Origin of the sequence: Xanthomonas hortorum, assembly GCF_040279205.1 — a bacterium.
Classification (GTDB): domain Bacteria; phylum Pseudomonadota; class Gammaproteobacteria; order Xanthomonadales; family Xanthomonadaceae; genus Xanthomonas; species Xanthomonas hortorum_F.
Genome location: NZ_JBEOLS010000081.1, coordinates 1 through 15,428, shown reverse-complemented (window position 1 = coordinate 15,428; position 15,428 = coordinate 1). Strand labels below are relative to the sequence as shown.

The following is a 15,428-nucleotide window of genomic DNA, read 5'->3' as shown; positions in this document are numbered from 1 at the left end:
CCATCGCTCAAGCCAACGTAACCACAGTGCACTTCGTGCCCTCGATGTTGGACGCCTTTCTAGCAACCGACGCACCGCAGCAGTGCAGCGGACTCACCCGCGTGATTTGCAGCGGCGAAGCTTTGCCCGGGCAACTGGTGCAGCGCTTCCGCACGCAGCTACCCGGCGTGCAACTGCACAATCTTTATGGCCCGACCGAAGCCGCCATCGACGTCAGCTTCTGGGACTGCACTGCCAGCAACGATATCCCCGACAACACGCCGATCGGCACCCCGGTCGCCAACATGCAGCTCTATGTGCTCGATACGCATCTGCAGCCAGTGCCAATCGGCGTGGCGGGAGAGCTACATATCGGCGGTGTGCAAGTCGCGCGCGGCTATCTCGATCGCCCTGAGCTCACTGCCCAGCGTTTCATTCCTGATTCCTTCCGCCCCGCACCGGATGCGCAGATCTACAAGACTGGTGATCTGGCACGTTGGCGCAGCGATGGCGTCCTCGAATACCTCGGCCGCAACGACGATCAGGTCAAGATCCGTGGCCTGCGCATTGAACCTGGTGAGATCGCTGCAAGGCTCGCTACGCACTCAGATGTGCGCGATGCAGTAGTGCTTGCGCGCAACGATCAATCCGGCCAGCTGCGCCTGGTCGCTTATTACCTGGCCGCCAAGCTGCTGCCGATCGAAACACTGCGAAGCCATCTGGCCGCGCAGCTCCCCGACTACATGGTGCCAGCCGCTTACGTGCACCTGGACGCGCTGCCACTGACGCCCAACGGCAAGCTCGATCGCCGCGCCCTGCCCGCTCCAACCGAAGAGGCCTTGGCAACACGCGACTTCGTGCCTCCGCAAGGACCAACCGAGAACATCATTGCAGCACATTGGTGCGAGCTACTCGGAGTGCAACACGTCGGTCGCGACGATCAGTTCTTCGCTCTCGGCGGGCACTCGTTGCTGGCGATCCATCTGATCGAACGCTTGCGCGCCGATGGGTTGCACGCCGAAGTGCGCAACCTCTTCGCCTCTCCCACCTTGGCCGGCTTTGCCGCCAGTCTGCGCAGCAACACAGAAACCAGCAGTGCACCGGCGGTCCCACCCAACCGCATCACACCCGACCTAACCCAACTCACCCCGCAACACCTACCGCTAGCCGACCTCACCCAACAAGACATCGACCGCGTGCTGGAACAGGTTCCCGGTGGCCTCGCCAACGTCCAGGACATTTACGCACTCTCGCCATTCCAGCATGGCCTGCTGTTCCATCATCTGCTCGCCAGCACAGGCGATCCCTACATCCTCAGCGCGCAATGGGCCTTCGCCGATCGCCCAGCAGCGCAGCGTTATCTGGCAGCACTGCAGGCTGTGATCGACCGCCACGACATCCTGCGCAGCGCGGTGCTGTGGGAGGGCCTGAGCGAGCCGGTGCAAGTGGTTCTGCGGCATGCGCCATTGCAGGTGAACGTGTTGGACCCTGCCGCCCTGGAACCCAATGATCAGACAAGCGCACAGCTGGACGACCTCATCACCCCGCTACGCCATCGCCTGGACCTGCGTCAGGCACCGCTGATGCACGCCACCTTGGTACACGACGCCCACGCGCAACGCTGGTTACTTGCGCTGCGCTGGCACCACATGGTCGGCGACCACGCCACGCTGGATCTGCTGATGGACGAGATCCAGCAGCATCTGGACGAACACGCGCCGCAGCTGCCGCCGCCCTCGCCGTTTCGCGCGTTGGTGGCGCATACCCGCCAACCCGAAGCGGCTGCGCAGCAGCAACACTTCTTCCGTCGCCTGCTCGGCGATGTGGACACCGCCAACGCGCCGTTCGGCCTGGTCGGCCTGCATCCGGAGGGCGCGCCGGTTCAAGAACAGCACCTGCCGCTGGATCCGGCGCTGAGCGAGCGCCTGCGCACCCAGGCCAAGGCCGCCGGGGCGAGCCTGGCCAGCCTGTGCCATCTGGCCTGGGGCCTGGTGATGGCGCGCGCCACCGGTGCCGACGATGCCGTGTTCGGCACCGTGTTGCTGGGGCGCATGGGTCAGGCCGACGCACAGTTGATGGGCCCATGCATCAACGTGCTGCCAGTGCGCATGCGCAGCAACAGCGACGGTGCACGCAAAGCACTGCAGCAACTGCACGCACAGCTGGCCGAACTGCTGCTGCACGAACATGCCTCTCTCAGCATGGTGCAACGCTGCAGCGGTGTGCCTGCACCCGCACCGTTGTTCAACAGCTTGATCAACTACCGCCACCAGTCACCGGCACGTGCACAGCACACGCTCGGTGGCGCGCAACTGCTGCATGCGCGCGAACGCAGTCCGTTGCCGTTGGTGATCTCGGTGGAAGATTTCGGCACTGCATTGGGCCTCACCGCGCAGGCCTTGCCCGAGATTGGCGCAGCCCGCGTGTGCCGCTTCATGCAGAGCGCGTTGCTGCAGCTGGTACAAACACTGGAACAGGCTCCCGACACCCCATTGCATGACATCGACTTATTGCCTGCAGAAGACGCCGCACGGCTTCGCAACCGCTGCAGCACCACACGGCCAATCGACGAACATGCCCTGCACCGGTGGTTCGAAATCCAGGCGCAACGCATTCCCGAGGCTCTTGCAGTGGAATGCGGCGAGCAGCGGCTGAGCTATGCCGAACTCGATCTGCAGGCCAACCGCCTCGCGCACTATCTGCACACCGCGGGCGTGGCGCCGGAGCGCTTGGTTGCAGTCATCGCCACACCTGGCCTGCAGGCGATGACGGCGATTCTGGCCACACTCAAGGCCGGCGGCGCCTACCTGGCGCTCGACCCACGCCTGCCCACGGCGCGACTGATGCAACTGCTCGCCGACAGTGCACCGCTGCTGGTGCTGGCTGACAGCGCGGGCGTGCAGCAACTGGCCGCGGCGCATGACCTGAAGGTCTGCGCTCTGGACGATCCCGCGGCAGCCTGGAAGAACCTGGCAACCACAGCGCCAGCGCTACCTGACCTGAGTCCGCACCATCTGACTTACGTCGTCTATACCTCCGGCTCCAGCGGTGCGCCGAAAGCAGTGCTGGTCGAACATCACAGCACCGCCCACTTGGTTGCCGCGCAGCTGGCAGCCTTTGGCACAGGGCCCGGCGACCGCGTGGCACAGCTGGCACCTCACGGCGTGGATGCGCACGTGTTCGAGTGGTTGCTCGCACTTGCCAGCGGCGCCAGCCTGCATATGCCACCGGCCACGCAAGGACGCAGCGGGGAATCACTGCATCAATGGCTCGCGCAATCGCAGATCACCCACGCAGTGCTGCCGCCGGCGGTGCTGCAGTCGCTGCCGCACGCGCCGCTGCCACGCCTGCAGACCCTGATCGCGGCCGGCGACGTCCTGCCCGCCGCACTGGCACGACAGTGGGCACCGGGCCGCCGCCTGTTCAACGCCTATGGCCCCAGCGAAGCCACCGTGTGGAGCACGTTGCACGTGTGCGGCGAAGACGAACACGCTCCGCCAGCGATCGGCCTGCCTATCGCCAATACCCGCATCTATCTGCTCGATGCCGCTGGACGTCTGGTGCCGGATGGCACACCCGGCGAGATCTGCATCGCCGGCCGCACTGTCGCACGCGGCTATCTCGGGCACGCGGCATTGAGCGCGGCTGCGTTCGTGGCCGATCCGTTCAATGCCGGCGAACGCATGTACCGCAGCGGCGACCTGGCACGTTGGCGCAGCGACGGAACGCTGGAATTCCTCGGCCGGCGCGACCGGCAACTCAAGCTCCGCGGCTACCGGGTGGAACCCGGCGAGATCGAGGCCGCATTGCACGAAGCCTGCACCGAACTGGCCGAGGTCTTGGTCACGCTGCACAACACCGATCAAGCCGAGCCAGTGCTGGCGGCTTATCTGGTCGCACGCCCCGAGGCAGATCGGCAGTCGCTGTCTCCGGCAGCACTGCGCGCCATGCTGGCGTCCCGCCTGCCCGCCCACATGGTGCCAGCGGCCTATGTGCAGTTGGATGCATTGCCGTTGCGCGCCAACGGCAAGCATGACCTGCGCGCTTTACCGACACCACGCGCAAGCGACCGCGCCATCGCCGCCTTCAGCGCTCCACGCGGCGCGACCGAGACCCAGATCGCCACGCTCTGGACCGAGCTGCTGGCGCTGCCGCAGGTCGGCCGCGACGACGCGTTCTTCGCCATTGGCGGCGATTCAATGCGCGCCATTGCATTCCTTCAGCAAGCATCACGACTGGGGCTGGCGCTCACCCTGCGCCAGCTCTACCAGTCCCCCACCCCGGCCGGTCTGGCCGCGCTGTTGCAGACCGACACCGACGCAAACGTGACCCACGTCGGCAGCCCAGCCGACCTTCCCCCTGCCCCATCGCAAGACGTCCGGAGTTCCCCATGACTGCCTCGCCACTGCAACACACCGATCCGACCCCGCGCTATCACAGCATCGACCACATCGCGCTCGCCGTGCGGGACCTGGAAGCAGCGGTCGACTTCTTTCAGCACCGCCTGGGTTTCGAGCTGATGGGACGCCGGCAGATCGCCGGCAAGCACACCGGCATGGTCTCGGCGGAGATGCGCCAGGGCGAGATCACCTTCGTGCTGTGCCAGGGTACCGAGCCGGAATCGCAGGTGTCGCGGCTGATCGAGCATCACGGCGTTGGCGTGGCCCACATCGCGCTGCGCGTGGACGATGTACACGCCACCACCGGTCAGCTGCGCGAGCGCGGGCTCGGTTTCGACACCAGCGTGATCGAAGGAAGTGGCTTGAAACAGGCCTTTTCCAGCCGCGACAGCGTGACCGGCCTGTGCTTCGAACTGATCGAACGCCATGGCGAAAGCGGATTCCAGGACGCCTCGGTCAACGAACTGTTCGCCCAACTCGAACGCAGCGGTGCATATTGAGCGCCGCGCCTGCGATGCAGCTGCCACCGCCGCCTAGCACTGCAACCGCTGGCGATCGCCTGGAAGTGATGAACTTCCTCAACGAGGTCTCCGCGCGCTATCCGCAGGCGATCTCGTTCGCCTCCGGCCGCCCCAGCGATAGCGGCTTCGACCTGCAGGCCTGGCTGCACACGCTGCCGCGCTTTGCCAGCTATTTTGCGCAGCGCCACGGCCTTGCACCGCAACGCGCACTGGAGTTGATCGCCCAGTACGGGCGCACCCAGGGCATCCTCGACGAACTGATCGCCGCACAGCTGCGGCATGACGAACAGGTCCCGGCTACGCCCGAGCGCATCATCGTCACCGCCGGTTGCCAGGAGGCCTTGTTGTTGTGCGTGACCGAACTGTGCCAAACCAAGGACGATGTGATTCTGGCGCGCAATCCCAGCTACATCGGCATCACCGGTGTAGCCGACACGCACGGTATCGAGATCGTTGCTTTCAATCAGCACGCATGCAGCGACGCACACGCCGATGCCAGCGTGTTGCGGCACACGCTGCTCCAACTACAGGCGGCCGGCAAGCGCGCACGCGTGCTCTATCTGGTGCCGGATTTCGACAACCCTACCGGCACACAGCTCTCACGCACGGCGCGCGAGGCCATCGTGCAGGTATGTGCCGAACACGGCATCGTGATCCTGGAAGACAACCCGTACGGCATGTTCGGCTTCGAAGCCGAGCGGGTCGCGCCGATGGCGGCACTGGATCGGCACGGCTGCGTGATCTATCTGGGCACTTATTCCAAGACCTTGTGCCCGGCGTTGCGAGTGGGCTTTGCAGTGCTGCCTGCACAGTTGTTCGGCGATGCCGACGCCGCGACTGCATTGAAAGAGCGGTTATTGCGTCGCAAGAGTTTCTGCAGCTTGAACACCAGCCAGATCGGCCAGGCGATCGTCGGCGGCGTGCTGCTCGAACATGGCGGCAGCCTGCAACGCCTGATTGCCGCGCCGCGTGCGCTGTATCGGCACAACCGCGATCACATGCTCGAGTGCCTGCAGCACGAACTCGGCCAGTGCGCAGCACAGGTGCGCTGGAATACGCCGGCCGGCGGTTTCTTTCTGGTGGTGACGTTGCCGTTCGCCTTCACTGCCGAGGACGCGGAAATCTGCGCGCGGCAGTACGGCGTGCTGGTCATGCCGCTATCGTTCTTCGCTATCGATGGCGGTTGCAGCATGCAAGTGCGGTTGGCCTACAGCAACGTCGCAAGCCAGGACATCGCGCACGGCATCGCGCAGTTCGCCGCGTTCGTTCGCACGCGTCTGGATGCGGGAGCGGTGACTACAGCGGCAATCCGCGAACGCTGCATATGACACAGCAGCAAATCAGGGCTAAGAGCAGCTAACAAAGCTACTGCGCTCACTGCCAGGTGGGCGCGGCCGGTGCGCGGAATCGGCATGTTCCATTCGTACCCTCCGCTTACTACGCGCCATCCGCGCCCCCCTGACGGCTGCTCGCTACGCTTTGTTAGCCGCTCTGAGGAAGCAGCACGCTGGCGTCGATATCCGCAATCTGCGGCCTGCCGCACAGCCCCATGCTCAGCTCCAGCTCGCGCTGGATCAGCCGCAGTACCTCGGTCACACCGGCCTGGCCCAACGCGGCCAACCCATACAGCCAGGCACGCCCGATGTAAGCGCCGCGCGCGCCAAGCGCCAGCGCCTTGAGCACGTCCTGGCCGCAGCGGATACCGCTATCCAGATGGATTTCCACATCGCCACCGACCGCAGCGACGATTGCCGGCAGCATGCGGATGCTGGACGCGGCCCCATCGAGTTGGCGCCCGCCATGATTGCTCACCACCAGCACGTCCGCGCCTGCAGCGACTGCCTGCCGCGCATCGTCCACATCCAGGATGCCCTTGACGATCAGCGGGCCACGCCAGCGCGCTCGCACCCAGGCCACATCGTCCCAGGTCAGCGCCGCATCAAACTGACTGGCGGTCCATGCTGCCAGCGATGCCAGATCACCCTTGCCACCCACCTGCCCGGCAAGATTGCCGAAGCCGTGCTGACGGCTGCCGAGCATGCGCAGACACCAACGCGGATGCGTCGCGAAATCGCGCAGCGTCGCCAGGCTCACACGCGGCGGCACGCTCAACCCATTGCGCAGATCGGCATGCCGCTGACCCATGAACGGCACATCCAGCGTCAGCATCAACGCGCCGCAGCCGGCCGCTTGTGCGCGCGCGATCAACGCGGCAGAGAATCCGCGGTCGCGCATCAGATAGAGCTGAAACCAGCATGGCGTCTGCACGCTGGCGCAGACCTGCTCCAGCGAACAGATGCTCATCGTCGATAGCACAAACGGCACCCTGAATGCCTCGGCCGCGCGTGCGGCCAGCACCTCGCCATCCGGATACAACAGGCCGGCCAAGCCGGTCGGCGCCAATGCCAATGGCATCGCCACCGGCACGCCCAGCAGCGTGCTGGCGGTACTGCGCCGGGCCACATCGATGGCAACGCGCTGGCGCAGCCGCAACGCGTCGAGGTCGTCGCGATTGGCCTGCCGCGTGGTCTGGCTCCAGCTGCCAGCGGCAACGTAGTCGTAGAACATGCGCGGCAAACGGCGCTGCGCCAAGTCCTGAACATCGTCGACACATGCAATCGCACTCATCCGCACAGGCTAGCGGCGGCCTGTGACAGTTCGGCAGGTGTCGCGTGTCGCGTCCCGGTCATCGCAGCATCATGAGTCTGCGCGAGCATCTGCCTTCCGCAGTGCAAACGAGTCCGCATCGATGCAGCACGACATCCAGATCGAACGCGCGCGCGAGCAGCATGCCGACGGCGTGTGCGCGCTTTACAACGCCCCCGAGGTGGCGCGACAGCTGCTGGAGCTGCCATATCGCGGGGTCGAGCAATGGCGCCGGCAGTTGCTGCACGAAGACGAGCGACAATTGGCCCTGGTCGCGCTGCACGGCGCGGAAGTCGTCGGTGTCGGTAGCCTGGGCAGCCAGGCACGGGTACGTCGTGCGCACGTTGGCGGCATCGCGCTGGCGGTCCGGCCGGACTGGCATGGCCGTGGTGTCGGCACGCGCCTGCTGAGCGCGTTGCTCGACGTCGCCGACCGCTGGATGCAACTGCACCGGCTCGAACTCATCGTTTTTGCAGACAACACCGCAGCAGTGGCGCTGTACCAGCGTCATGGCTTCGAGGTGGAAGGCGAACTACGCGACTACGCCATGCGCGATGGCGGTTTCATCAGCGCTTACAGCATGGCGCGGCTACGTCAGTCACGCATCGCGCTCAATGCGCCAGACGGCATCGCCATGGATGTGTGAGACCAGGTCATCCAAGCCCGCCTTACGCGACTGGCACAAATCGCCGGGCAGACAACTCGACAGCATCTATAGCGGCACGTAACCCAAGCGTTCCAGCATCGGATTCGCCCGCCGCCCCAGGCTACGCAGCAGTTCCGGCGGCCACGCATGCCAACTCGGTACACGCGCGCCAGCATCGATCGCAAGCCCGCGCTGCGCGGTCAGGTTGTCCCCCATAAACGGCCGGATGCGTTGTTGCGCCATGCGCGGCAGCACCTGCTCAGACCATGGCTCGCCAAGAAACTCGAACACGCGCGCCCCGACCACTTCTGGTGTACGCGAAAGTTCGTCATAACCCAGTTGCAAGCAGCGATTGCCCGCACGTTCGGCAAAATCCAGCGCCGCTTCGTTGGTGGCGACCCACTCGTCGAGATATTGCATCAGATACAAGCCGGAACGCGGATTGCCCGGCAAGCCATCACGACGTACGAAGCGCTGAAAGCAAGACAGCGCCACATCCAACCCATGACGATGCAGAAACAGAAACTTGCCGCGAAAATCGAACATCGCATCGATGACATCGAGCCGGCTGGACGAAAACAATTCCTTGGCGATCCAGCGCTGCCGCCCGAAGCGCTGCGCATACTCGCAATGCAACTCATCGATCATCCGCCCCAAGCGCGGGTACAACCCGCTCTGCGGCAAGCCCAGATGCGGCAGCACCATACTGCCAAGCCGCAACAGGCTGTCGCACTTGGCCAGCTCTCCGCACAGCATGTTTTCCGGCAGGCTGCAGATCGTCTCGCTGGCATTGACCAGATACGCCAGCAACGTGGTGCCAGAGCGACGATTGCCGATGATGAAATGCGCGCGATCGCCGAACGGATTATCCGCAAGGCGACTGTTCTTGTGCAGATCTGCCATCAGATCGTAGGCCAACGCAGGCGACGTCCCTTCCTGCACCAACGCAGCCCGTGTCTGCACCAGGCTGCGCTCCAGCAATGCGTCCACCCCATACAACTGCGGCGCCAGCGCAGGCGCCACTGCACGCACACGCTGCAGTTCTTCCGGCAGGCTGGACAAGGTCGCGAGCAGGTCGCTCAGGTCGGCTTCGTTCATGGGTCGGTGGTCCCCACAGGCAGGTACCGCGATGGGCAAATGCGCCGATGCATACCCTGCCAAACAAGCATCGGCACGCACCAGCACAAACCGAAGCCAGTCGCGCTCGGTTGCCGAAATGCTAGGCAACGCGTGCGACCTGTGTGTGACAACGAGGCCGCTGAAAACCACTGAAACGGTTCAAAAGCTACGATGACGGCAGTTATCTCGCTAGCTGCAATGAGCCTGGCAACACCTTAGACGACACGACCGCTCCTCCCTGCGAGAGCGTTATCCGCAGGCACTGTCCTAACGGGTTTACCGTTGCGAGCGTGGGCGCCACTGAGAACCATAATCCCCGCAACTTTACTGAGAAGTATCGGGTAACGGCCCTGGCGTACTGCAAATGAGTCGCAAGGCATGCAGTGTGTCGATGCTGCGATCTGCGACAGCGTGCTCTGGCGGCCAAGCTTCAGGCTCTGGGCACGCAGATCCATTTCATAGAAATACGTGGGTCGGAATGGATTTCAGCAGACTTGGCTAGATGCTCCACAGGCAAAACCCACTGTGTGATCGAACCGCGATGGACTTCAGTAGAAGTCCGAACATCAAGACCTGGAGCGGGAAACGAGACTCGAACTCGCGACCTCAACCTTGGCAAGGTTGCGCTCTACCAACTGAGCTATTCCCGCTTGGGAGGCGAGATTCTACAGCGAACAGCAGGGCTGTCAACCATTGCCTTCGACTTTTTTTGGCTTGCTGGTGATTGCTGCTTTTTCGTCGGCGCGCAGGCTCGGCCATGCGGCCTGCAGGTACTGAAAACCGGACCACAATGTCAGCAGCGCGGCGATTGCCAGCGTCCAGTAACCGGCGCGGAAAATCAGGTTGCCGAACCAGATTTCATGCGTGGGCATCTGCCCCGGCGTGACCGAATACAGCAGGCACAACAGCGCGACCATCTGCGCGGTAGTCTTGATCTTGCCGATCGCCGCCACCCGCACCTTGGCACGCTGGCCGATCTCGGCCATCCACTCGCGCAGCGCAGAGACTGCGATTTCGCGGCCCACAATCACCGCCGCCCAGAATGCCATCCACGGCGTCGGGTGGCCCTGCACGATCAGAAACAGCGCCACGGCGACCATCAGCTTGTCGGCCACCGGGTCCAGAAACGCGCCGAAGGCGGAATACTGGTGATACCGCCGTGCGACCCAGCCATCCAGCCAGTCGGTGATGGCAGCCAGCCCGAACACGCCGGCAGACGCGAAATTGGTCCACGTGTAAGGCAGGTAGAACACCACGACCAACACCGGGATCATCAAGATCCTCAGCAGTGTCAGCCACGTGGGGATGGTCAACTTCATTACGGACTCGACTCGCCTGCCGCATCGGGGAGCGCCAGCCCATGCAGGTTAGCGTAGATTCGCGCGGCGAGTGCGGCATTGACCCCTTCCACGCGCGCAATCTCGGCCTCGCCGGCAGCCTTCAGCCCGACCAGACCGCCGAAATGCTTGAGCAGACTGGCCCGACGGCGCGGGCCGATGCCGGGGATATCCTCCAGCTTGCTGGTCATGCGCGCCTTCTGGCGGCGACCGCGGTGACCGGTAATCGCAAAGCGATGCGCTTCGTCGCGCACCTGCTGGATGAACTGCAGCGCCGGCGATGCCGCACCCGGGCGCAGTTCGCGGCCATCGGCCATGACCAGTGCCTCGTGCCCTGCCCTGCGCTCCTCGCCCTTGGCCACGCCGACCAACAGCACATTTTCGATGCCCAGATCGGCCAGCGCGCCCTTTGCCTGCGCCAGCTGGCCGGCGCCGCCGTCGATCAGCAGCACATCCGGCAGCACACCGTTTTCTTCCACCGCGCGTCGAAAGCGCCGCTCGATGGCCTGGCGCATCGCGGCGTAGTCATCGCCCGGCGTGATCCCGGAAATATTGAAGCGCCGGTATTGCCCGCGCACCGGGCCGCTGGCATCGAACACCACGCACGAGGCCACCGTCGCCTCGCCCATGGTGTGACTGATATCGAAGCACTCCACCCGCTTGACCTGCTCGGCAAGCCCCAGCATTTCGCGGAGTGCTTCGCTGCGTGCGTGTTGCGCGCTCTGACTGGTGAGTTCGGTGACCAGGGTCAGCTGTGCGTTGCGCGTGGCCAGCAGCAGATAGCCGGCACGCTCGCCGCGCACGTTCCACTTCAACGTCACCTTGTACTCGGCGGCGCTGCTGAGCGCGGCTTCGATCAACTCGGCATCGGGGATTTCGCGATCCAGCAGGATCTCGCGCGGCGGCGAATGCTCGGCGTAATACTGCGACACGAACGCACCCAGGATTTCGTCGGCGCTGTCTTCGCCATTGGTCTTGGGGAAGAACGAACGCGTGCCCAAGTTGCGGCCGTCGCGAAAACTCAACAGCAGCACACAGGCCTGGCTGGCCTGCGTGGCGCAGGCCAGCACGTCCAGGTCGGCCGCGCGGCCGTCCACGTACTGGCGGTTCTGCATGCTGCGCAGCGAGGACAGCAGATCGCGTAGACGCGCGGCGCGCTCGAACTCCAACGCTTCGCTGGCCTGCTGCATCGACTGCATGATCTCTTCGCCAAGCTGGTCGCTCTTGCCTTCGAGAAACATCGTGGCGCGGCGTACCGATTCTGCGTAGTCCGGCGCTGCGACCAGATCCACACACGGCGCGCTGCAGCGGCCGATCTGATATTGCAGACACGGCCGCGAGCGATTGCGAAACACGCTGTCTTCGCAGCTGCGCAACTTGAACAGCTTGTGCATCAGGCTAAGCGTTTCGCGCACGCCGGTAACGCCGGTGTACGGGCCAAAATAGCGCCCCTGCACCGCGCGCGGGCCACGGTGCAGCGCAATGCGCGGCCAGTCTTCGCGCGTCAGCAACACATACGGGTAACTCTTGTCGTCGCGCAGCGAGACGTTGTAGCGCGGCGACAGCGACTTGATCAGCTGGTTTTCCAGCAGCAGCGCTTCGGCTTCGCTACGGGTCACGGTGACGTCCATGCGCGCGACCTGCGACAGCATCGAGGTCAGCCGCGCGTTCTTCGGCGTACCGTTGAAATAGCTGCCCACGCGCTTGCGCAGCGCGCCGGCCTTGCCCACGTACAGCAGCGTGTCGTCGCCCGCATACATGCGGTAGACGCCGGGCGCGGTGCTCAGTTGGGCAGCAAACGCCTTTCCATCGAAATCAGCTTGGGGCCTTGCGCTCATTCTGCTATCGAAACATCGCTCAGTTCGCCGCTTGCAAGGTCGTAACGCAAGACGGCATGGGCATCGGTCTCGGCAATCCAGACCGCACCTGCGGCAACCGCCAGCCCGGCCGGGCCATGCAGGCGGCGCGGCAGCTCGACCGTGGTCAGTTCGCCACCGCCCAGGCGTAGGCAACGCAGACGGCCGTTGCCGGTGTCGGCGATCCACAGCAGCGGCGAATCGGCGGCCAAGGCAATCGCTTGCGGAAACTGCAGGCGCGCGGTGCCGCGTGGGCCGTCCTGGTCGCCGAACAGCCAGGTGCCCTGCCCGCCGACCAGGGTCTGCACCAGATCGCCGCGCAATTGCATGGTGCGGATCGACGAACCCAACCCGTCACAGACGTAGGCCACCTGCTGCACCGCGGCCAATCCGGCCGGCTGCGCGAACGCGGCCAAGTGGCCGCTGCCATCGCGGATTTCAAGCGAGCCGGTGCCTGCGCGCGCGGTCAATGCGGCGTTGCCCAGGTGATAGCTCCAGATGCGGTTGTCGCCAGCCATGGCGATCAGCACCTGGTTGTCGGCGATTGCCAGACCTTGCGGATAATTCAGCGCAGACGCGCTGGAGGACGCCAGCGGGCCTTCGACCGGCTCGCCGGAGCGACCGGTGCCGCACAAGGTGTCGACCTGCCCGCTGCGCAGATTGATGCGGCGCAGGGCGTGATTGCCGGTGTCGGCGACATAGAGCTGGTCGCGCTCCAGCGCCAGGCCTTGCGGACGTCGAAACGCCGCTTCACCGACGCCACCGTCGATCAGATCGGCATTGCCATGGCCGAACTGGCGCAGCACGCGCCCGCCATGCGTGCATTCGAGCACGCGGTGATGGCCGGTGTCGGCGATATACAGGCGGTCTTCGGTGGCGGCCAGGCCGGTCGGAAATTGCAGTTCCAGGCGCGGTTCGGCTTCGCGCTCGGCCACGCCATGCAGGTCGATGTCCGACGGCGGTTGCTGGCCTTCGCACAGCGCCACCAATGCCTTGTCCAGATCGCCGGTGACGCCCACCAGACGTTGACGCTCGCGGCCGTAGGCGTCGAGCAGCACCAGCGTGGGCCAGGATTCGATACCGAAGCGGCGCCAGGTTTCCCAGTCCTTGTCGAGCAGGATCGGCGCACTCACACCATGCCCGCGCAGCTGCTTGAGCGAGCGTTGCGGCAAGCGCTCGCTATCGAAACGCGGCACCTGCACCACGATCACCTGCAACCGCCCCGGGCTGCGCGCCTGCCAATGGGCCAACTCGGCCAGGCGCTCGGCGCACCACACCGAACTGGCATTGACGAACGCCAGCACCAGCGCGCGTCCACGATGCTCCTGCAAGGTGGATGGCCTGGCGTTGAGCCAGTTAGGTAATTCCGGCAGTTCCTGGGTGAGCTGGGCAGTCATCCGGTAATTATGCCCAAGCCCGATTAGCTGCGGGTGAGCCTGGCCACGGTCTGGCTTGCAGCAGTGTCGACCAGCTGCCAGGCACGCTCGAAATCGTCCATGCCGCCGGTGTAGGGGTCGGGGATCTCGTAACGCTCTGCAACGCCCGCCCACGGCAGCCAGAGTGCGACCTTGTCGCGCAGCGGCGCCGGGGCAAGCCGCTGCAGATCGCGCAGATTGCTGTTGTCGGCACACAGCACCCAATCGAAGTGTTCGAAGTCCGCTGCACGCACCTGACGGGCGCGCAATCCGGAAATATCCACGCCATGACCGCGTGCGCAGCGAATCGCACGCGGGTCGGGTGGGTCGCCGGCATGCCAGTCGCCGGTGCCGGCCGAATCGACCTCGATCCGCCGCGACAACCGCGCCTGGTCCAGCCGCGCACGCAAGGCGCCCTCGCCCATCGGCGAGCGGCAGATGTTGCCCAGACATACGATCAAGACCTTCATGCCGACGCCACCCGCGTCTGCGCACGCGCCAGATCGTCCGGTGTATCGATGCCCGGCGGAAACTGCTCCGGCGTCAACGCCACCGCGATGCGGTAGCCTGCCTCCATCACGCGCAATTGCTCCAGCGATTCGATGCGCTCCAACACGCCGGGCGGCATTGCCGCAAAACGCTGCAGAAATCCGGCGCTGTACGCGTAGATACCGATATGGCGCAACCACTGACCGGCATCGGGCAAGGTCTCACGCTGATTGGCGAAGCTGTCGCGATGCCAGGGAATCGGCGCGCGGCTGAAGTACAGCGCATCGCCGTGCGCCGTGCGCACCAGCTTGACCACATTCGGATCGAACAGCTCGTGCGCGCTGTCCACCTGCGCGGCAAGCGTGGCCATTTCAGCACCGGAGCGCAGCAGCAGCTCGGCCACCGCACGGATACCGGCAGCAGGCGCGAACGGTTCGTCACCCTGCAGATTCACCACACAGGTATCGGCCTCCCAGCCGGCGATCCGCGCGCATTCGGCAAGCCGGTCGGTCCCCGACATGTGCTCGCTGCCGGTCATCGCCACATGCACGCCGGCCAGGCCTTCGATCGCCTTGGCAATGCGCGCATCGTCGGTGGCCACCCAGACCTCGCGCGCACCTGCGAGCAGCGCCCGCTCGGCCACATGCTGGATCATCGGGCGATTGCCGATCAATTGCAGCGGCTTGCCCGGTAACCGCGTAGAGGCGTAGCGCGCGGGAATGGCGACGACGAAATCTGCAGGCGTTGTGGTAGTCATGCGTGCGCGCTCTGGGAGCCAGGAAAATTTGGAGAAACGAGATAACCGAATCGCATGATGTATCTATGTGATTGAGCGAAGTCGCGGTGTTTAGCTTGGCAGCGATGCCCTACATCAGCACTAGCACGCCGCTGCATGCACTGCTCGCACATGCACACCGACCATCTTGATTGGTCCTTGCCCGCCCACCGTCGCGGGACCTTACGCGGCATGGATGCCGCGTAAGAGCCTACATGGATGTACTTGCGGCGTGTCCCGCGATG

General features: G+C 64.8%; 11 protein-coding genes, 1 tRNA gene and 1 other RNA gene. 5 read left to right on the top strand and 8 right to left on the bottom strand.

Going from position 1 to position 15,428, the window contains the following annotated elements; translation table 11 throughout:
* The first annotated feature begins 2 nt into the window (after nt 1–2).
* The 4 genes from ABS769_RS20890 (at nt 3) to ABS769_RS20875 (ending at nt 6,388) form a co-directional block, all read left to right on the top strand.
* A complete protein-coding gene (locus ABS769_RS20890) occupies nt 3–4,373 on the top strand; it encodes an amino acid adenylation domain-containing protein (RefSeq protein WP_350498270.1) in 4,371 nt (1,456 codons plus the stop codon).
* Nucleotides 4,370–4,879 carry a VOC family protein gene (locus ABS769_RS20885; RefSeq protein ID WP_023904073.1) on the top strand — a complete coding sequence of 170 codons (510 nt, stop codon included), beginning with the start codon at nt 4,370–4,372 and terminating at the stop codon, nt 4,877–4,879. Before ABS769_RS20890 ends, ABS769_RS20885 begins: the two co-directional genes overlap by 4 nt.
* On the top strand, nt 4,876–6,228 hold the full coding sequence (locus ABS769_RS20880) for a PLP-dependent aminotransferase family protein (protein ID WP_317062779.1): 1,353 nt from the start codon (nt 4,876–4,878) through the stop codon (nt 6,226–6,228). Before ABS769_RS20885 ends, ABS769_RS20880 begins: the two co-directional genes overlap by 4 nt.
* Before the next feature lie 84 nt (nt 6,229–6,312).
* Nucleotides 6,313–6,388, top strand: a non-coding RNA gene (locus tag ABS769_RS20875) — sX9 sRNA.
* Here the strand turns inward: ABS769_RS20875 and ABS769_RS20870 are convergent.
* Complete coding sequence (locus ABS769_RS20870; RefSeq protein WP_317062780.1) at nt 6,383–7,492, bottom strand: alpha-hydroxy acid oxidase; 1,110 nt, start codon at nt 7,490–7,492, stop codon at nt 6,383–6,385. The genes ABS769_RS20875 and ABS769_RS20870 overlap by 6 nt on opposite strands.
* A gap of 157 nt (nt 7,493–7,649) precedes the next feature.
* Between ABS769_RS20870 and ABS769_RS20865 the strand changes: the two genes are divergently transcribed.
* Nucleotides 7,650–8,192 carry a GNAT family N-acetyltransferase gene (locus ABS769_RS20865; RefSeq protein ID WP_317062781.1) on the top strand — a complete coding sequence of 181 codons (543 nt, stop codon included), beginning with the start codon at nt 7,650–7,652 and terminating at the stop codon, nt 8,190–8,192.
* 66 nt (nt 8,193–8,258) lie between these two features.
* On the opposite strand, the gene ABS769_RS20860 is transcribed toward ABS769_RS20865, so the two are convergent.
* The 7 genes from ABS769_RS20860 to kdsB all read right to left on the bottom strand — a co-directional run bounded on the left by ABS769_RS20860 (nt 8,259) and on the right by kdsB (nt 15,165).
* Nucleotides 8,259–9,290 (bottom strand): sulfotransferase family protein, encoded by a 1,032-nt coding sequence (locus tag ABS769_RS20860; protein WP_317062782.1) that lies wholly within the window; start codon nt 9,288–9,290, stop codon nt 8,259–8,261.
* Between the two features lie 595 nt (nt 9,291–9,885).
* Nucleotides 9,886–9,961: transfer RNA gene (locus ABS769_RS20855), tRNA-Gly, on the bottom strand.
* Nucleotides 9,962–9,997: 36 nt separating this feature from the next.
* Nucleotides 9,998–10,630 carry a CDP-diacylglycerol--glycerol-3-phosphate 3-phosphatidyltransferase gene (pgsA, locus tag ABS769_RS20850; protein ID WP_176339972.1) on the bottom strand — a complete coding sequence of 211 codons (633 nt, stop codon included), beginning with the start codon at nt 10,628–10,630 and terminating at the stop codon, nt 9,998–10,000.
* Nucleotides 10,630–12,486 carry an excinuclease ABC subunit UvrC gene (gene uvrC / locus ABS769_RS20845; protein WP_023904079.1) on the bottom strand — a complete coding sequence of 619 codons (1,857 nt, stop codon included), beginning with the start codon at nt 12,484–12,486 and terminating at the stop codon, nt 10,630–10,632. The genes pgsA and uvrC overlap by 1 nt, the downstream gene beginning before the upstream one ends.
* Nucleotides 12,483–13,901, bottom strand: a complete 1,419-nt coding sequence (locus ABS769_RS20840) for a hypothetical protein (RefSeq protein WP_317062783.1) — start codon at nt 13,899–13,901, stop codon at nt 12,483–12,485. Before ABS769_RS20840 ends, uvrC begins: the two co-directional genes overlap by 4 nt.
* A gap of 23 nt (nt 13,902–13,924) precedes the next feature.
* Nucleotides 13,925–14,389 carry a low molecular weight protein-tyrosine-phosphatase gene (locus ABS769_RS20835; RefSeq protein WP_317062784.1) on the bottom strand — a complete coding sequence of 155 codons (465 nt, stop codon included), beginning with the start codon at nt 14,387–14,389 and terminating at the stop codon, nt 13,925–13,927.
* Nucleotides 14,386–15,165: a 3-deoxy-manno-octulosonate cytidylyltransferase gene (kdsB, locus tag ABS769_RS20830; RefSeq protein ID WP_317062785.1), complete on the bottom strand. Its 780-nt coding sequence runs from the start codon at nt 15,163–15,165 to the stop codon at nt 14,386–14,388. Before kdsB ends, ABS769_RS20835 begins: the two co-directional genes overlap by 4 nt.
* Between the last annotated feature and the right edge of the window lie 263 nt (nt 15,166–15,428).

Coding starts and splice junctions, on each gene's coding strand:
- ABS769_RS20885 (WP_023904073.1), top strand. CDS start 4,370: ATGACTGCCTCGCCACTGCAACACACCGATCCGACCCCGCGCTATCAC.
- ABS769_RS20865 (WP_317062781.1), top strand. CDS start 7,650: ATGCAGCACGACATCCAGATCGAACGCGCGCGCGAGCAGCATGCCGAC.
- ABS769_RS20860 (WP_317062782.1), bottom strand. CDS start 9,290: ATGAACGAAGCCGACCTGAGCGACCTGCTCGCGACCTTGTCCAGCCTG.
- pgsA (WP_176339972.1), bottom strand. CDS start 10,630: ATGAAGTTGACCATCCCCACGTGGCTGACACTGCTGAGGATCTTGATG.
- uvrC (WP_023904079.1), bottom strand. CDS start 12,486: ATGAGCGCAAGGCCCCAAGCTGATTTCGATGGAAAGGCGTTTGCTGCC.
- ABS769_RS20840 (WP_317062783.1), bottom strand. CDS start 13,901: ATGACTGCCCAGCTCACCCAGGAACTGCCGGAATTACCTAACTGGCTC.
- ABS769_RS20835 (WP_317062784.1), bottom strand. CDS start 14,389: ATGAAGGTCTTGATCGTATGTCTGGGCAACATCTGCCGCTCGCCGATG.
- kdsB (WP_317062785.1), bottom strand. CDS start 15,165: ATGACTACCACAACGCCTGCAGATTTCGTCGTCGCCATTCCCGCGCGC.